A 16,886-nucleotide genomic window follows, 5' to 3' on the forward strand; every position below is an offset into this window, starting at 1 on the left:
CTACTCTAATTCAACGAGCCGCGTTGGTTCTCGTCGCAGTTCGCTTCAGCTTCACACGTTGCTCTTGTTCGCACTCGAGCAACTCATCTTGTTTGTATGCCAGAGCTTTGCTTACGTTTCTGACGTCCCGAACCAAGCGTCGCATTCCGTCCGGTTCAAGTGATGCGGCATGATCCGTGCCTTTCCAAGTCCGATCGAGCGTGAAGTGACGCTCGATCCATTGCGCTCCCAGTGTCATCGCCGCCACGTCGGCGGCGACCCCCAGATGGTGGCCTGAAAATCCAATCGCTTTGACCCGGTCGCCGAACTCAGCACGGAGTCTGCTGATTTCGTAAAGACAGATGTCTTCGAATGTAACCGGGTATCCAGATGTGCAACTGTAGAGAACTAAACGCTTAGAAGCTTGCTTAGATTCAAAAAACTCAACAATTTCGTGTTCTTCCGATCGAGATGTCATTCCAAATGAAAGGTGAATCTCACCGTCGTAATTCTCACAAAGGTATGACAACATGTCAAAGCAAAGATTGCATGCAGATGGTATCTTGATCAAACACGGATTCAGTGCTGTAATTTCCCTCGCTGAAGTCATGTCCCACACAGACGTGCTGTAGGCTACTCCAGTTTCATCGCACCATTCTTTTAGCTGACGATGCTGTTCAACTGAGAACTCAAGAAACTCTCGATGCTTCCCATAGGTATCGCCATAGGAATGCATAAGGTTCGGGTGAGGTTGGTTGTACTCTTCACCTGAAAGCAATTCAACGGGATTTCTCTTCTGAAATTTGATGACGTCGACTTTGCAGAAGTATGCAGCAACGTGAATCATCTCTTTGGCAATACTCATATCGCCTTTGTGATTACAGCCGATTTCGGCGATCACCTTCGGGGGAATAGCTTGTATGGTTTGCAAGTCAGTCATTAATGACGATCCTTTATTCTGAGCGGCTTAAGATTAGGTCAATCAATTCACGTACAGCATTGTCTCCACCATTGCGTCCAAGAATCATGTTGGCCGCTGCCGAGGCGGCCTGATTCGCATTTGCAACTGCGACACCGCAACCGGCATGGAGTAGGCAATCGACGTCGTTTACATCGTTACCGACGTAAACGACGTTGTCCCAAGCAATGTTACGTTGATCTAATAGATTCTGGAGTGTGGTGCGTTTATCATTGACCCCGTGAATTGCTTCGAGTTTCAGCTTTTCAGCGCGCCGCATAACGACTTCGTTTTGCTCGGTGCTAAGGATTAACATGGGAATTCCAGCTTCGCGAGCGAGTTTAATTCCCATTCCGTCTGATCTTGAACAGGCAACCGATTCCACACCGTCTTCGGAAAGCAACACACGGTCGTCGGTGAAGACACCATCAAAGTCAAAAACGATTAATTCAATCTTCTTGGGCAGCAAATCCGCACGAACACGTTTAAGTTTTTCTTCCAACAACATTTGTGCAATTTTGAAATCAACCGGATCGTCGATCTCAAGCACGCGATCCGGTGGCATAACGTAATGAGCCGTTTTGCCGAAGAAGCGATGCCGGTGCTTGAGAAACCCTTCGGTCTTCATCGCATAGACGGAGCCTGTTTCGATATATTGAGGTGTTCGCTCCTGTCGCATTTTGCGAATCATCTTGTCATGATTTACACCGACAAAGTCGCCGCGATCGTCGGTCTTCCAAACAAAGTAATGAAAATCCGCTACTGCGACCGATGTGTCTGCACCGAGCCGCTCGATTGCAGCAATGGTCCCATCAATATCGTCGGAAGTCATCAGCGGTGCTGTGCATTGCAGAAAAGCGGTGATTGGAGGCAATCCTGAAGCCTCAAGTTCATTTAACGCATGCAGGATCGCCTGTTCTGACGAAACAAGGTCTCCGCTTAGTTCCGCAGGCCGCCACACGACTTCGGCCCCGAATTTCGTTGCGACGTCCGCTATCTCAGGGTTATCCGTTGACACCACTACACGGTCGACCAACTCAGCATTTTTTGCCGCCTCAATCGTCCATCCGAGCAACGGCCTGCCGGCGAGCGGAAGAACATTTTTGCGAGGCACACCTTTCGACCCACCACGAGCGGGAATGATTGCTATCGCATTCATACTTGACATCCTAACAAGACCTGCATTAATTCCATGAGCATGAAGGATGGTTAGAGCTATTCAATCGCTTCAATGTAAAGCGACATTCAAGGGCGTGTCCTATCGAAGTGACGTATGCCTCTCATACAATCGCTGATTGACTGAAAGTAAGCCGAGCGAACAACATTAGAAAGCCCTGATTCTCTGAGCAGCAAGCAGAGATCGTTGCAGGCCACCAATTAAAATGCCAGGAATGAAAATCTACCTTAAGGCCGGAAGGAAGCGATCCGCATATATCCCCCCAATGCTTTCTCACTGTCGTTTCCAGGAGATCTTTCCTCTGCTTCGTCGCGGGACAAAGACGCAGTTCCTTCTGGAACAAGGTAAAGCGTTTTCAACACAGCAATGCAATAACGGTTGTCAGATGTTTTCCACCTGACAATGCCGATTAATACCAAAGCGATTGAAAAACTACTGATCTTTCTGTCGCCATCGCTCATGTATCAACGACATGCTTGGGCAGGTCAAGCAAAATACGCCACCATATAACAACAGGCGGTGGGTTTCGCGAAACAATTGAATTGTGGCAGCGTCTGCAACATGTTCGACGACGAGAGATCAGTACGCCGTGTCAATTGCTCCACTTGCTAGGGGAATTTGTTTATCGATCCTAATTCGGAACTGTACGTCTATATTGTCAAAAATTGGTAGTTTCAATGCCTTGAGACGTCATGTCTAAATTTGCCCGATCGCGAAGTACCCACCTAAGTGATCCGCTTCGTCTTCTTAGTGAGGGATTCTCAAGCGTTGGCTGACATAGCTACACGCTTACTTCGACGCGCTAAACCTCTGTAAATTGACGCTAATCTATTGAGCATTTAAGTACCCAAAGGGGTCTTTGTATTCGGCAATTCGTTCATTTACTCTGCAAATTACTTCAGCTGAAAGTTCTTCTTTATAAGTTCCAATCTTTGCTTTTCGCACTTTGAGTGCGTCTACATCACTCTTGGAAAACGAATTCATTCCCTCAATTCGACCTGAAACCTCCAGCTTTCGCATCTGTTCAGGCCGTGCCTGATCTACAATCTCCCGAATCAGGCATTCCGGCGGATCGGGAATCCCAATAAAGCGAAGCACTCCATCCAATTCTCTTTCAGTGTTTGTGAGAAGGGACTCATATCGGATCAGTTTGAAGTGACGATACGTGTGCGAGTATCGTTGGTACCTTCGGTAATACGCGAGCACTCGATCTATGCCTAGTGTTGGATCCAATACAAAATCTTCGATGCTTTCAAGACTCAAGGGTGATGACGTTCGTTTCGTAACTTGATGAAAATATGAGACAACGACATCTCGAGGATCTCGAATGAGCAATAAACATTTACCATGATCAGTTGTCGGTGGGCGATCGTCAAAAACTGATGTTAGGCTTTTATTCAGGTTCCCCGACTCCGTGATAATATAGGAATCTTCATGAGTCCAATTAAGTTTTGGAAGATACTGATTGAGCAACTGCACACTCTGCAGCTCAACTGACAAATTGGCGTCGCCCAATTCATAGAATCGCAAGAAGAACGAATTTAGCATCAATTTCAGCCATGTTCCTCCGGTCTTGGGATAAGCCGGGAAGTGAATTACTTCTCTCACGCGTTTGGCTGATTCACGTTCCTCCCGAATAAGCTGTCGAACCTTCTTGGAGACTTGGCGTTTAATATGATTTATCATTACAGCATAATAGGTGCATTCGAGTTAATTTGCCCGGTTACTCGCAGTTTGTGTGACTTATCAAGCCATATTAAAAATCTGGGGTCACTTGCCGGATGCATAAGCACTGAGACGCAATATACGCCTGGCGATAATTTTGTGGATTCTATTACCTGTGATATTCTGTTGAGTCCCTTGGTAATTGCGAAGTATTCGTTGTAGTGAGTCGAGTTATATTCCGCGATCATTATGTGATCTGCAGAGTGAATGGCGATGCGAATATAAACGTCCGAAATCGATTTTTCAGAATCGAATTCGAGTTGCACTGTCAGAGAATCACCTGCTTCGATTTTTTCATCAATTGACACCTTTGTTAATCTGATGCTCTGGATTGTGTGCATTGAGCTCGGCGCGTTTAAGTTTCGTTCATATACTTCATGGTAGGCTTCATAAACCTCGCCGACAGACCCACGGTGCAAGAGCTTTCCCTGCTCCAAAAACAGCGCCGTCGTGCATGCCCTTCGTACTAACTGCTCGTTGTGACTAACGAAGACGACTGCTGCCGTTTCAAGTAGATTGTGAATGGCATTCATGGACTTGACTCGGAATGAAGCATCTCCGACTGACAGGACTTCATCCACGAGTAGGACGTCCGGTTTGATTAAGAGAACTGCCGTCGCAAAACCCAGACGAACATTCATCCCAGAACTCAACGTCCGAACCGGGCTGTCAATGAAGTCATTCAGTCCGGAAAATTCAACGATTTCCTCGATTCGAAGATTTACTTTTTTCGAGCTTAGCCCGAGTATTGCTCCGTTGACATAGATATTCTCTCGAGCAGTAAGGATGGGATTAAACCCAGCTCCTAGTGCTATTAGTGAGTTCACTTGTCCACGGATACTAACTCGGCCTTCGTCGGGTTTGATTAGGCCGCTTATCACTTTCAGTAAAGTTGTTTTCCCCGCGCCATTATGCCCGATAAGTGCTAAACACTCTCCGCGGCTTACAGAAAAAGAAATGCCTTGGTTAGCCCAGAATTCTTGGTCTCGCAACTTGGACGCTTGTTCCCTACAAAAGAGTTCCGCCGCAGAATCTTTAACTCCATACCACAGACTCTTCTTGAGATCTCGGCAAAATTTCTTACCGACATTTTCGGCTCGAATCAATACTTCGGACATACGGGAGTTAAGTGTTGTAAGAAGTGAGAAGCAATAAATTTGTCGACTCTTGATCCAAGCCTACATTCCCATCCGGGCGATCAGGTGTGGCAAGACCACGCGAATGACGAGCATGGAAACGAAGATGATCAAGCAGGAAATGGGCAGTAGCATTAACACCGGCGCAAGGTGCTCAAGCGAGCCCGTGGTCAGAAAATCACGGGTCCCCATCAAGATCGGGGTCAGAGGATTCCATGAAATGACAATCCCAGCCAATCCCGACGTTGGCGGCGGATACACGACCGGCGCCATGTACATCAAGAATCCTAATAGAACAGGGATCGCTTGCTGGATGTCCGAATAAAGACTTCCGATCGGGACTAGCATCAATCCGAGCGCCGTACCCAATGCGAACAACGCTAATAGCACGATCGGCAACAGGACAATCGTCCAGGGGGGCACGATTTTGAACACCAGAAATACCGGGATCAGCACCACGGAATAAATCAAAAACTCGAACACCGCCCGGGCAGTCCCCGCCGCGATGAACGCCTCCGGTGGAACTTTCAGCTTCATAAACACGGGCTTGCCCGCATTGAAGGATACCAGCGGGCTTTGCAGCAACTTGACAAACGTCTGCCAGACTACACTTCCTACGATCACAAACACGGGATAGGGGATGCCCGTGTCGCTGACCGAAATCACTCGCTGGCTATTAAGAAACAACCACACGGCCGTGGTCATCACCGGCGGCAAAAACAACCAGATATATCCCAGATAGCTTTGCCGGAACTGCGCCTTCAAATCTCGCTGAAACAGGATCCAAATCAGCTCACGGCAACGGTACAAATCACCAAAAACCTCCTTGACTAACTTGCCGGGATTGGCAAGCGGAGACTCGGGCGAATAAACCACTTCGGGAAGCGATTCAGACGTAGCGGTTGCAGATGTAGACATGGAAGGTTGCGAAAGATTCGTGAGAGAAGCGAATCGCATTTGTATTAGTTTTGTTTCAAGTCCGCCAGAAGACCTGACAGTAAGACGTTACGTCAGCGCGGACTTCGTCCACTTGGGTGGCACCGCCATCCCTCGAATCGCCTTTTGCAATGCCGTGCCAACCCCGTTTCGGAACCGCGTCATCCACGCGCAATCCAGTCCCGCAAGAACCCCCGAAAGGGTTCGCGGCGACGGGAGCGTCTGAGCCTAGTCACTCACTTGCGTTCGACTAGGGGGCAGGCAGGATTTCCCACCGCAACGCACCGGGCGGCCAGCGGTTTTGTAACGATACTGCCGGCTCCAACGATGGTCTGTTCTGCAACATCGGCCAACACGATCGCCCCCGCCCCAATCCAACTGTCGCGGCCGATCGTGACCCGCCGCGGACTTCCCGGCTGAGTCCGAACGGGAACGTCCAAACGCTCGATCCCGTGCGTCTGCGGGCCACTGGGGATCTGCACCGCTGGCCCCAACAACACGTCTGCTTCCAAATCGACCCAGCCCAACATACAGCGGGGACCGATGTACACGTTCTCGCCAACTCTGGCTCCAGTCTTAGAAAACAACACTCCAAAACCGATCGTCGCCGAGGCAGCACAATGCTCCAGCGCAAACCGATAAAACGCCACTCGCAAATAACTGCCCACCGTTCCTGGGATCAGCGACAGCAGCTGGGAATGCGACTCCAGCGACGCGTCCGCACCGGCGAGCCGGCCGAGCGTTTGATGCGTCAGCAGCAGCGGCGTGATCGCGAGCATCGCGAGCAAACGGGCTGTGGTTTTAAGTAGGGACTTCAAGGGAGAGGGGGGAGAAAGAGGGGGAGACAAGGAGACAAGGAGACAAGGAGACAAGGAGACAAGGAGACAAGGAGAGGGGGAGAGGGGGAGAGATTGAAAAAGTTAAATTGACAATTGCAAAGTCGTTGATCGCTCCGCGGTCATTACGTAATGGATCTTGCTCCAGCCCCACGTCAATCTTCGACGACCAGAGCCGCTTCTAAGTCAGTCGCTACAAGCTTTCCGATTAGTGTTCGATTAGCGAAGATCTGTAGTTCGCGTAGCCAAGTCTTCTTGACCACCCAACACATCAGTGTGCAACCGCACGAAACGGCCTCACCGCTTTTCTTTCTTAATCTTAATCGTACTCTTAATCCTAATCTTCACGACTTGGCTCCGGGGCCAGGTGCGGCTTGAGCGGACGAGATTAAGATTAAGAGCTGACGACAGGCTGGACCGCGTTCTGGCGAACGTATCTAAGGTGCGTTCGCCTACCCCACTTCAGCAAAACTCTGGACGATACTCACTAACGGAGTGCCTCGCCCCCCTTCCGGCTTGATCTCTCTGGCAACCATTGGATGCGACTTCCTTTTATGGAACCAAATTGATCAGTTCGCTGCGGGGACAACGGGTGTGTTTAACGGATCAACTTGTTCACGTTCCGACAATCCATTCGCTCGTTTGTTTGCCAACGGTGAACGTGACGATCTCACGAAAGGTCGCTCGGCAACGAGGTAGAAACCGAAACAGAACAAGAGCGTGATCAAGATCACGAGCAGATCAAAAGCAATGCTTTCCGGTGCAAACACTTGCCAAGCAATTTGGGCGGACAAGTACTGTACGCGTTGATGAATCAAATAAACCGAATAGGACATTGCACCCAAAAGTCCCATCATGAAGGCCATCGCTCGTATGGGAAGTGAAGTTGCACCCTGAAGTGACCCCAACCTAGCATCAAATGACTTGAGAACCCAAAGCCAAACTGCACAAACACCGCAAAAAAGGAACGAGTGCTGATTCAATGCAAACATTAGCAACGGCAAGCCACACAGCAGTACCAAACGCGGCCAACGCCCCATCATTCGAGTGGCATCCCATCCCCGATCCACGACGAAATAAAGCAACGTCCCTGCGGCAAACATCGGCCAATAAGGTAGAAACAAACCGGATCGGTCATGCGGAAATTGATTGAGAAAAATCCCAGACACACAGGTCACCAACACAATGAGCCAAGGAAAGGAAACACGCTTAAAAACGGCAATGGCGGCAACCATATAGAACTGCACCTCAATGGCCAGCGTCCAATAGACGGCATTGATCGTGTTGAATTTCACATGCAGAGCTCTGATGCCTTCATCGGGAGAAAAAACTTTTGTCAACGTTACCAATCCCAGCCAATCCACGACCCCATACGACAGCCAACCGTTGCTGGTGACTTCGGGATCGAGCGATGCAAACTCTCCTGATTTGAAAAAGCTAAGCATCTCCATCACTAGCGGAATTGAAATCACCACACCGATCGAAAACCAAAATGTTGGATAGATACGACGAAATCTTCGCCATGCAAAGTCTCGTACTCCGGAACCACGTCGACGCGTCCCTGCGACTGCCGATGCAATACAGAAACCTGAGACCACAAAGAAAATGGGGACGCCCAGATGCCCAAGTTGGAAAAACTCATGGAGCCTTGGAAACGTCTCTACAAAACGCGTGGAAAAGGAATAATGAAAAGCAAACACCCAGAGCGCTGCGAATCCACGTACCCAATCGAGTGTTGCAAAATGGTGAGCACCGGACGGGATTGCGCCGGGCTGTTTTACCAAAGTCATCGGTTCGATTTTATTCCGTTCGCTCACCATCGTGGTTACATCAGCCATGCTATTTTACGAGTTTCCGCAATGCGTGATCGCCCGACCAAACAGCTAGGCGGGAGTGACTCGGTATGATCCATAATCGCCCACCGGAGTTCGGCCCCGTTGGGGCAAAGTCGTTGACCGCTCCGCGGTCAGTACGTAATGGATTTTGCTCAAGCCCACGTCAATCTTCGACGACCGAATCAGCCGCTACAAGCTTTCCAATTAGTGTTCGATTAGCGAAGATCAGTGGTTCGCGCGGCCAAGACTTCTTGACCACCCAACACATCCGTGTGCAACCGCACGAAACGGCCTCACCGCTTTTCTTTCTTAATCTTAATCTTACTCATAATCCTAATCTTCACGACTTGGCTCCGGGGCCAGCGGGGCGTGCGCGGACGGGATTAAGATTAGGAGTACGATTATGATTAAGAGCTGACGACAGGGTGGACCACGTTCTGGCGAACGTAGCTACGGTTGGAATTCCTCGTCAATCTACGACGGCCGAATCAGCCGCTACATGCTTTCCGATCAGTGGTTCGCGCAGCCAAGTCTTCTTGACCACCCAAACACATCACCGTGCAACCGCACGAAACAGCCGCACCGCTTTTCTTTCTTAATCTTAATCGTACTCTTAATCCTAATCTTCACGACTTGGCTCCGGGGCTTGGTCTGGCGTGCGCGGACGGGATCAAGATTAGGAGTAAGATTAAGATTAGGAGCTGACGACGGGGTGGACCACGTTCTGGCGAACGTAGCTACGGCTGGAAGCTCTCTTGTCACCCTTTGACCTTTGCTTACCTCTCGGTTATCGCTTGATAATGCTTGGCGTACTCGTCAACCACTTGATTCAAATCGAATCGCTCCACCACTCGCTCTCGGGCTGCTCGGCCCAGTGCGGCCGATTTCTCGCGGTCCGATAACAACTCGACCATCCGATCGGCCAACGCCTTATCGTCCGCTCGCGGGACCAAAAAACCATCCACCCCGGCTCGCAAATGCTCGCCGTTGCCCCCCACGTCCGTTACCACCGACGCACAACCACTGGCCATCGCCTCCAGCAACGTTAACGACGCCGCCTCCGATACACTCGTCAACGTGAACACGTCCACCGCCCGCAAGATCTCTGCGACGTCAGAGCGTATGCCCCAGAATTCAATCGAATCGGCGAAAGGGGCAAGTGAGGAGTGAGGAGTGAGGAGTGAGGAGGAAGAAAGAGGGGGAGATGCAGCGAGTTGTTGGATTTGTTGCTCGATGTTTTTGCGTTCGGGGCCGTCACCGACCAGTAACAGCTTGGCATGGGGCAGTTGCTGGTGCACTCGATGCCAACCTCGGACCAAGGTCGCATGGTCTTTGACGGAGTGAAAGCGGGCTACGCACGCGGCGTAAGGCCGGTCGGGATCGAGCCCAAGTCGGCGACGTAGCTCGGACTGTGCTTCCTCGTTACCGCGTGGTGGCAATTGACTTAAGTCGACTCCGTTGGGCAACGTCACCGCGGCTGGAAAACCTTCGATTCGCCGCAGCGCCTCGGTGCTGAAGTCACAACACGCGGTCGCGGCGTCCGCATAACGCTGCAGCAACAACCGGTTCACCCAGCGACGTTTGGGTGAGACGATATCGGGATAATGACGCCCATGCTCGGTGAACAAAATTTTCACTGGCACCCGGTGTACCATCCGCGCTAACGCGGAATAGAAAAACGGCGTGTATTGATGCGCGTGCAACACCTCAATCTGCCGCCGACGAACCTCTTCCCCCAACTTGCGGGCGACCTGGCGGTCCAGTCCCGGTTTGCGTCCCAACACGACCACTGGCACGCCAGCGTCCAGCAATTGTTGCCCCAGTTCCCCCAGCCCGTCCAGGCAAAACACCGTCGCTTCGATCTGACCCGCCAACCGCTCAATGATCTGCTTGACCAACACCTCTGCTCCCGCCACCTGCATCACATGCATGACAAAACCAACCCGGACGGGAGCGGCGAGGCGAGGAGCCGGTGGAGGCGATTGGGAACGGGGCATAGGAGAGTGGCTAGTGGGAAGTGGCTAGTGGCGGGGGCGCGGGGGCGAGCGATGCCTAGTTGTAGGCAGGAAGATAAAGGCAGGTCAGGTTTTGCGGCATTCTCATTTTTTTGCCCTCAATCTTTTTGCCGGTCTTCGGGCTTGGGCTCTGGGACGACGTGCCGACGCGCGAAAGGTTTTAACAGGAAGATGAAGGGACAGGAAAATGAAAGCGGATCGCGTGCTTGGGGTTATCCAATTTTTCTGTCCCCCATTTTCCTGTTCTCATTTCGGGCAGGGGCTTTGAGAACGGCCGGGCGAGTTTGCCGAGGCAGCGGGCTCGCGAGACTCTGCCGACGCGCGAAAGGTTTTAACAGAAAGATGGAGGGACAGGAAAATGAAAGCGGATCGCGTGTTTGGGGGTTTTCCAATTTTTCTGTAGGTCGTGTCGCTCGACGGTGGTCCGCGTTCTGGCGAACGCAGCTACGGGTGCGGCAGCAGCACGCGGTTCCTAATAGCGCTGATTCGACAGGAAGATTAAAGCAGGTCGGGTTTTGGGGCATTCTCATCTTTTTGCCCTCAATCTTTTTGCCGGTCTTCGGGCATGGGCTCTGGGACGACGTGCCGACGCGCGAAAGGTTTTAACAGAAAGATGGAGTGACAGGAAAATGAAAGCGGATCACGTGCTTGGGTTTTCTCATCTTTCTGTCCCCCATTTTCCTGTTCTCATTTCGGGCAGGGGCTTCGGGAACGGCAGCAGCACGCGGTTCCTAATAGCGCTGATTCGACAGGAAGATTAAAGCAGGTCAGGTTTTGGGGCATTCTCATTTTTTTGCCCCCAATCTTTTTGCCGGTCTTCGGGCTTGGGCTCTCGGACGACGTGCCGACGCGCGAATGGTTTTAACAGAAAGATGGAGTGACAGGAAAATGAAAGCGGATCGCGTGCTTGGGGTTTTCCAATTTTTCTGTCCCCCATTTTCCTGTTCTCATTTCCGGCATGGGCTTCGAGAACGGCAGCAGCACGCGGTTCCTATTAGCGATGATTCGACAGGAAGATTAAGGCGGATCGCGTGCTTGGGGTTATCCAATTTTTCTGTAGGTCGTGTCGCTCGACAGGGTCGACCACGTTCTGGCGAACGTAGCTACGGTTGAAAGCCCTCGCCAATCTTCGATGGCCAGATCAACGTCTAAGACAGCCACTACACGTTTCCGATTAGTGTTCAATTAGCGAAGATCAGTGTTCGCGCAGCCAAGGTTTTTTGGCCACTCAACACATCAGTGTGCAACCGCACGAAACTGCCGCATCCCTTTTGTTTCTTAATCTTAATCCTACTCTTAATCCTAATCTTCACGACTTGGCTCCAGTCCAGTGTGGCTTGCGCGGACGGGATTAAGATTAGGAGTAAGATTAAGATTATGAGGTGACGACAGGTGGTCCACGTTCTGGCGAACGTAGCTACGGTTTGAAGCCCTCGTCATTTTTGAAAATGCTCTAGTGGCTCGAAAGGGGCATGTGGGTATCGAACAACGGGTCGAGTCGGCCCAGCGTTGCACTCCATGTGTACGCATCGCAAACCAATCGCCGCGACTCGCTCTCCATCCGCTCTCGCAAGCCATCATCTTCGCTCAACTCTTGGATCCTCTCGATCCATTGCTCGGGCGTCTTTGCCACTCGCAAGTGCACGCCATCGACCGCCTCGATCCCCGTCGCTGCCTCGGGTGACGCGATCACCGCTCGCCCCATCGCCATCGCCTCAAGCACCTTGTTCTGAATCCCACGCGCAATCTGTAGCGGCGCAATCACCATATCCGCTGACCGTAAATAAGGACGTACGTCCGCAACCGCGCCCACCACATTCACTCCCGCTCGCTCTCCCAATCGCTCAATCGCTGCCGATGGACTCTTGCCCACCACCTCCAAGACCGCATCCCCATTTCGCTCCCGTACCGCTGGCCATACCCGCTCCACAAACCACTCAATCGCTTCGACATTGGGCGGGTAATTCATCACCCCGACGAAGACGAGACGAAGGGGGGGAAGGGGGGAAGGGGGGAGACAAGGAGACACGGAGAGGGGGAGAGAGGGAGAGGGGGAGGGGGAGGAAGTAAGGAGTGAGGAGTGGGAAGTGGGGAGTGGGGAAGAAGAAGGGATGGTGGAAGGAGGGATGGTGGAAGGAGGGATGGGGGTGGGAGGGACGGTGGTGGGAGGGACGGTGGAAGGAGGGACGGTGGTGGGAGGGACGGTGGAAGGAGGGACGGTGGAAGGAGGGACGGTGGAAGGAGGGACGGAGGAAGGAGGGACGGAGGAAGAAGGGACGGTGGTGGAGGACGGGACGGTGGGGGGAGGGTTGCTCGGGGAAGGGACGGTGGGGGCTGGTTGTGAAGGGGAGGGTAGGGGGACGGGGGTGGGGGGCGGTGAGAAATAGTCGATGTCGACGCCGTTGGCGATGCCGTGAATCGGATACTCGCCGGGCGGCAACGTGCTGCGCAATAACGCGGCTTCAGCATCACTGACCAACATCACCGCCTTGGACGTGCGGACCGCTTCATGCTCCAGCGCCCGGACGCGGCCAGCCTCGCAGCGGTACAACCACCGTTTCCATCGTGGTCCCTTGGCGGCGTAGGCGTAGAACTTTTCACTGTCGACATCGACCAGATCAACGAAGCGTGGCAGTCGACAAAGCGACTCGCGACGCGTGTATCGCAACATCCCACTGCAATACACCAACACTCCGGCAAACGATTCTCGCAGCGCCCAATCGTCCAGAGTTCCCGCGAGCTGGGGGGACCAAAACAAGCCTTCCGTTAACCCTCCCCCGCGAGCGGCGGCAAGTCCGGCGCGACACCATTTCATCCGCGATCCGATCGGCGCGATCGACACGCGACGACATACCGCTTCGAGTCGCGATCGCGTCTCATCACTCACAGCCTCTTCGGTCACACAGCCGAGCGAAATCTCAAAACGCTCTGACAGATGACGTAGCAGGTTCCACGAGCGAATCCGGTCTCCGCGATCAGGCGGAAACGGAACCCGATGCGTTAGCATCAGTAGCGAACGTTTGGCGGTGGAGGGCAAGTTTGGAGAGTGAGGAGTAAGGAGTAAGGAGTAAGGAGTGAGGAGTGGGGGAGAGTGGGAGACACGGAGACACGGAGACACGGAGGGAGACTATTTGCTGATTGCTAATTGCGCTAGCACGTTGCTCATCGTGGTAAAACGGTGGCTTTGCAATAAACTCCGCAGCCTCGATTCAGTGCGCCGCAATCCGACGTAGTGCCGGAATCGACTGCGCATCCCTACGCCTTCGATCCGCGGTTGATCGGGATCGATCTCCCACGGATGCAAGTACAACATCGCTGGCCGCTGCTGAGCCGCTACCGAGTCGATCGCACGCTGGGTCACTGCCAGTGGAAACAAGCGAAAATACCCGCCTCCAATCGGCACCTTGAATTTCCCCAGCGTTCCCACTGTCGGTGGCACTTCAACAATCGGTCCCGCAGCGGTTTGCCGCTGGTGCACCTCGGGACGCGCGTCGGGGACCCCGTACCGGTCGTGACGGATCGGAAAAATACTACTGTCCACCGTGAAGCCTTCTTCGACCAGCACGTCGAGCGCCCACATCGAGCGCTCGGTGATCGAAAAACTGGGCGCCCGATAAGCGGTCACGGCGACGCCCGCCGCATCCCCGATCGCTTCGCGACTGTCCCGAATGTCTTGCCGAAACGCCTCGGGCGTTAAGTCATAAACCAACCGGTGCCAATAACCGTGCGACGCCAACTCGTGCCCGGCCTGTGCAATCCGGCGGACCAATTCCGGATACCGACGGGCGACCCAGCCGAGGACGAAAAAGGTGCCATGCACGTCGTGATCGGCAAACAATTGCAACAACCGATCCGTGCTCGCCTCGACACGACACGGCAGCGTCGGCCACTCGTCACGCGTGATCCGGTGCTCAAACGCCGAGACTTGAAAGTAGTCTTCGACGTCGACGCTAAGGATGTGGGGAAGTGGGGGAGGGAGAGACAAGGAGACAAGGAGACAAGGAGAGGGGGAGTGAAGGAGTGGGGAGTGGGGAGCGGGGAGTGGGGAGCGGGGAGATCGTAGGGGCGCCCCGTTGGGGCTTTGTGTTCGTAGCGGACGCGGTCCATCGCTTACGCGTCGGGTGGTGAAAGATCTGCACCGGCCGCGGGGCGTTCCACAACCCTCAGCACTGATCCCTCCATGTTACATTCTGCAATTTTCAATTTAACTTTTTCAATCTTCAATCTTCAATCTTCAATCTTCAATCTTCAATCTTCAATCTTCAATCTTCAATCTTCAATCTTCAATCTTCAATCTCCAATCTCCTTGTCTCCTTGTCTCCTTGTCTCCTTGTCTCCTTGTCTCCTTGTCTCCTTGTCTCCGTGTCTCCGTGTCTCCGTGTCTCCGTGTCTCCGTGTCTCCGTGTCTCCGTGTCTCCGTGTCTCCAACCTAGCGGGGTTGTTGGACTGAATACGCGTCGTCTTGCCAATCTTCGTCCTCAGAATCCTCGGATTCCCAGCCACCGACGCCACCGAGCTCCCACTCTTTCTGCCGCTGTGTTTCGTTCAATAACTCTTGCAACGTGACCGTTTTGCGGTCCATGTTTTCAACGGGAAATTCAGCCAGCAAATGATGGTGGTCCAATTTCATCAAACGCGTCAATCGTGTGTTGCTGATGCTGATCACACGTAATGCGGTCAACATGATCATCCGCATGTCGAACCAAGAGTGGGCGTGATCGATGTGATGCAAATCGAGAATCTGTTTCCGCTCGACACTGCGCAGATCGGTGTCCGGGGGCAAATTGATTTGCGACAGACCGGTGATCCCGGGCTTGACGATCAAACGTCGTTTGTAGCCGGGGACATGATCGGTCAACAACTCGACAAACTCGGGGCGTTCGGGCCGCGGGCCGACCAACACCATCTCGCCGCGAGCAACATTGATCAATTGCGGCAACTCATCGAGATGCAACGTACGTAACGCCCGTCCCAATCGCGTGATCCGCGGGTCTCCTTTGGACGACCACTGGGGACCGTTGGCTTCCGCGTCGATCCGCATCGTTCGCAACTTGATCACTTCAAACGGTTGACCGCGATAACCGACTCGCGTTTGCCGATACAAACCGGGGCCTTTGGAGGTCAACCGAACCGCGGCCCAACAAATCGCAATCACCGGTAACGCCGGAATCAACAATCCGATCCCAATCACACGCTCAATTTGATACTTTCGGGAAAAATAGCGATAGCGTCGGTGTTGTTCGGGCAAAGCCGTCACTCGGGCTCCCGCGTGCGGCGGGGCAAAGTGCGCTTCCGGCAACAATTCTTGAATCGTAGGCATCCTTGAGTTTTTCCTTTTTTTTCACCTCAGAACGACAGTGGTTTTCTCGTGGGGGACAGACATCCAATCTGTTCCTGCGAGTCCGCTATCGGACGAGCTTCACGTTGCAAATCATGGAGAGTTAAATGACGGTGATTGGGTTCACAACACCGTTAGGGGTAGGGCTGTCGTCACCGCCCTGCGGCGCCGACGACAACGGCGAATCAAGCGGGCGGTGCGAGGGCTTGATTCAAGGCGGGCAAAAATTCTTCGAGAAAACGTTCGACAGCGGAGGGTTGTCCCTCTTCGCCAGGCTGGCCCGCCACTTGGATCTTGTACAAACGGTCGGTCATCCAGACGCGTGGATACTTGGCCGCTTGCCAATGGCCGCCATCGCTCCAGCCATACCAAACTTCCAAATGAGGTTCTTCAGCATCGACGCTGCGGAATTGGACACTCCACAACGAGTGATCGTCGCTGCCACTCTGGATCGTCTGGACCGCCCGCGGGCCACTCGGCTGAGTCCCCTGGCTGCTGTAACAAATCTCGGGGACGTGCACCGCGATCGGGCCGCGAGGACCAAACAAAACGGCCACGTTGACGCGCTGCCCCGTGACGGGGTTCCAATATTCACGGACCAGCGATCCATGACATTGCAGCGTCCGTTGGGCTTGCTCGTCCAAGGCACCGACGGTCGTGAGTTCCCAGTCACCGACTCGATTCGGCAACGTTGTTAATTGATCGCCGATGCGTTGCAGGTTCGGTTGATCGACCCAACGGCCATCGAGATAGCCGTGTGCGATTCCCGAGCCCAGAATCGCCAACACGCAGACGAACAAAGCGGGAGTGCGATTGAGCAGTCGTGTGCCTCCCTCGGCCGGAGCGACTTGCTCGGGCGTGGGAGAATCAGGCGTTGCGGGATCCGACGTTGAAGATTCAGACATGGTGGTTACTTGGTGGACGAGTTAACCCAGGGTGACGCTGCGTTCT

At 53.2% G+C, this 16,886-nt stretch carries 12 protein-coding genes; all 12 read right to left on the minus strand.

What is annotated here, in order from left to right:
- Window positions 1-10: 10 nt before the first annotated feature.
- The 12 genes from Pla52o_RS19605 to Pla52o_RS19670 all read right to left on the minus strand — a co-directional run bounded on the left by Pla52o_RS19605 (window position 11) and on the right by Pla52o_RS19670 (window position 16,840).
- A complete protein-coding gene (locus Pla52o_RS19605) occupies window positions 11-919 on the minus strand; it encodes an N-acetylneuraminate synthase family protein (protein WP_146596310.1) in 909 nt (302 codons plus the stop codon).
- Window positions 920-932: 13 nt separating this feature from the next.
- Complete coding sequence (locus Pla52o_RS19610; RefSeq protein ID WP_197169373.1) at window positions 933-2,096, minus strand: acylneuraminate cytidylyltransferase; 1,164 nt, start codon at window positions 2,094-2,096, stop codon at window positions 933-935.
- An 846-nt stretch (window positions 2,097-2,942) separates the two neighbouring features.
- The gene (locus Pla52o_RS19615; RefSeq protein ID WP_146596312.1) at window positions 2,943-3,800 is read right to left on the minus strand and encodes a sulfotransferase domain-containing protein; all 858 of its coding nucleotides are present in this window, start codon (window positions 3,798-3,800) and stop codon (window positions 2,943-2,945) included.
- Window positions 3,800-4,957, minus strand: a complete 1,158-nt coding sequence (locus Pla52o_RS19620; protein ID WP_146596313.1) for an ABC transporter ATP-binding protein — start codon at window positions 4,955-4,957, stop codon at window positions 3,800-3,802. The genes Pla52o_RS19615 and Pla52o_RS19620 overlap by 1 nt, the downstream gene beginning before the upstream one ends.
- 60 nt (window positions 4,958-5,017) lie before the next feature.
- Window positions 5,018-5,893 (minus strand): ABC transporter permease, encoded by an 876-nt coding sequence (locus tag Pla52o_RS19625; RefSeq protein ID WP_197169374.1) that lies wholly within the window; start codon window positions 5,891-5,893, stop codon window positions 5,018-5,020.
- Window positions 5,894-6,147: 254 nt separating this feature from the next.
- Complete coding sequence (locus Pla52o_RS19630) at window positions 6,148-6,729, minus strand: acyltransferase (protein ID WP_197169375.1); 582 nt, start codon at window positions 6,727-6,729, stop codon at window positions 6,148-6,150.
- Between the two features lie 587 nt (window positions 6,730-7,316).
- Window positions 7,317-8,537 (minus strand): acyltransferase family protein, encoded by a 1,221-nt coding sequence (locus tag Pla52o_RS19635; protein ID WP_197169376.1) that lies wholly within the window; start codon window positions 8,535-8,537, stop codon window positions 7,317-7,319.
- 821 nt (window positions 8,538-9,358) lie between these two features.
- Complete coding sequence (locus tag Pla52o_RS19640) at window positions 9,359-10,579, minus strand: glycosyltransferase (protein ID WP_146596317.1); 1,221 nt, start codon at window positions 10,577-10,579, stop codon at window positions 9,359-9,361.
- 1,471 nt (window positions 10,580-12,050) lie between these two features.
- A complete protein-coding gene (locus Pla52o_RS27070) occupies window positions 12,051-13,604 on the minus strand; it encodes a glycosyltransferase (RefSeq protein WP_197169377.1) in 1,554 nt (517 codons plus the stop codon).
- 120 nt (window positions 13,605-13,724) lie between these two features.
- Window positions 13,725-14,582 (minus strand): XrtA system polysaccharide deacetylase, encoded by an 858-nt coding sequence (locus Pla52o_RS19655; RefSeq protein ID WP_146596319.1) that lies wholly within the window; start codon window positions 14,580-14,582, stop codon window positions 13,725-13,727.
- Window positions 14,583-15,026: 444 nt separating this feature from the next.
- Window positions 15,027-15,917, minus strand: a complete 891-nt coding sequence (locus tag Pla52o_RS19665; RefSeq protein WP_146596320.1) for a sugar transferase — start codon at window positions 15,915-15,917, stop codon at window positions 15,027-15,029.
- 203 nt (window positions 15,918-16,120) lie between these two features.
- Complete coding sequence (locus Pla52o_RS19670) at window positions 16,121-16,840, minus strand: exosortase-associated EpsI family protein (RefSeq protein ID WP_146596321.1); 720 nt, start codon at window positions 16,838-16,840, stop codon at window positions 16,121-16,123.
- Window positions 16,841-16,886 lie beyond the last annotated feature (46 nt).

It is taken from the genome of Novipirellula galeiformis (assembly GCF_007860095.1).
GTDB lineage: Bacteria > Planctomycetota > Planctomycetia > Pirellulales > Pirellulaceae > Novipirellula > Novipirellula galeiformis.

Bases quoted from the DNA above. Each gene is read 5' to 3' on its own strand.
- Pla52o_RS19620 (WP_146596313.1), bottom strand. From the start codon at position 4,957: ATGTCCGAAGTATTGATTCGAGCCGAAAATGTCGGTAAGAAATTTTGC.
- Pla52o_RS19640 (WP_146596317.1), bottom strand. From the start codon at position 10,579: ATGCCCCGTTCCCAATCGCCTCCACCGGCTCCTCGCCTCGCCGCTCCC.
- Pla52o_RS19625 (WP_197169374.1), bottom strand. From the start codon at position 5,893: ATGTCTACATCTGCAACCGCTACGTCTGAATCGCTTCCCGAAGTGGTT.
- Pla52o_RS19615 (WP_146596312.1), bottom strand. From the start codon at position 3,800: ATGATAAATCATATTAAACGCCAAGTCTCCAAGAAGGTTCGACAGCTT.
- Pla52o_RS19665 (WP_146596320.1), bottom strand. From the start codon at position 15,917: ATGCCTACGATTCAAGAATTGTTGCCGGAAGCGCACTTTGCCCCGCCG.
- Pla52o_RS19610 (WP_197169373.1), bottom strand. From the start codon at position 2,096: ATGAATGCGATAGCAATCATTCCCGCTCGTGGTGGGTCGAAAGGTGTG.
- Pla52o_RS27070 (WP_197169377.1), bottom strand. From the start codon at position 13,604: ATGCTAACGCATCGGGTTCCGTTTCCGCCTGATCGCGGAGACCGGATT.
- Pla52o_RS19635 (WP_197169376.1), bottom strand. From the start codon at position 8,537: ATGACTTTGGTAAAACAGCCCGGCGCAATCCCGTCCGGTGCTCACCAT.
- Pla52o_RS19670 (WP_146596321.1), bottom strand. From the start codon at position 16,840: ATGTCTGAATCTTCAACGTCGGATCCCGCAACGCCTGATTCTCCCACG.
- Pla52o_RS19605 (WP_146596310.1), bottom strand. From the start codon at position 919: ATGACTGACTTGCAAACCATACAAGCTATTCCCCCGAAGGTGATCGCC.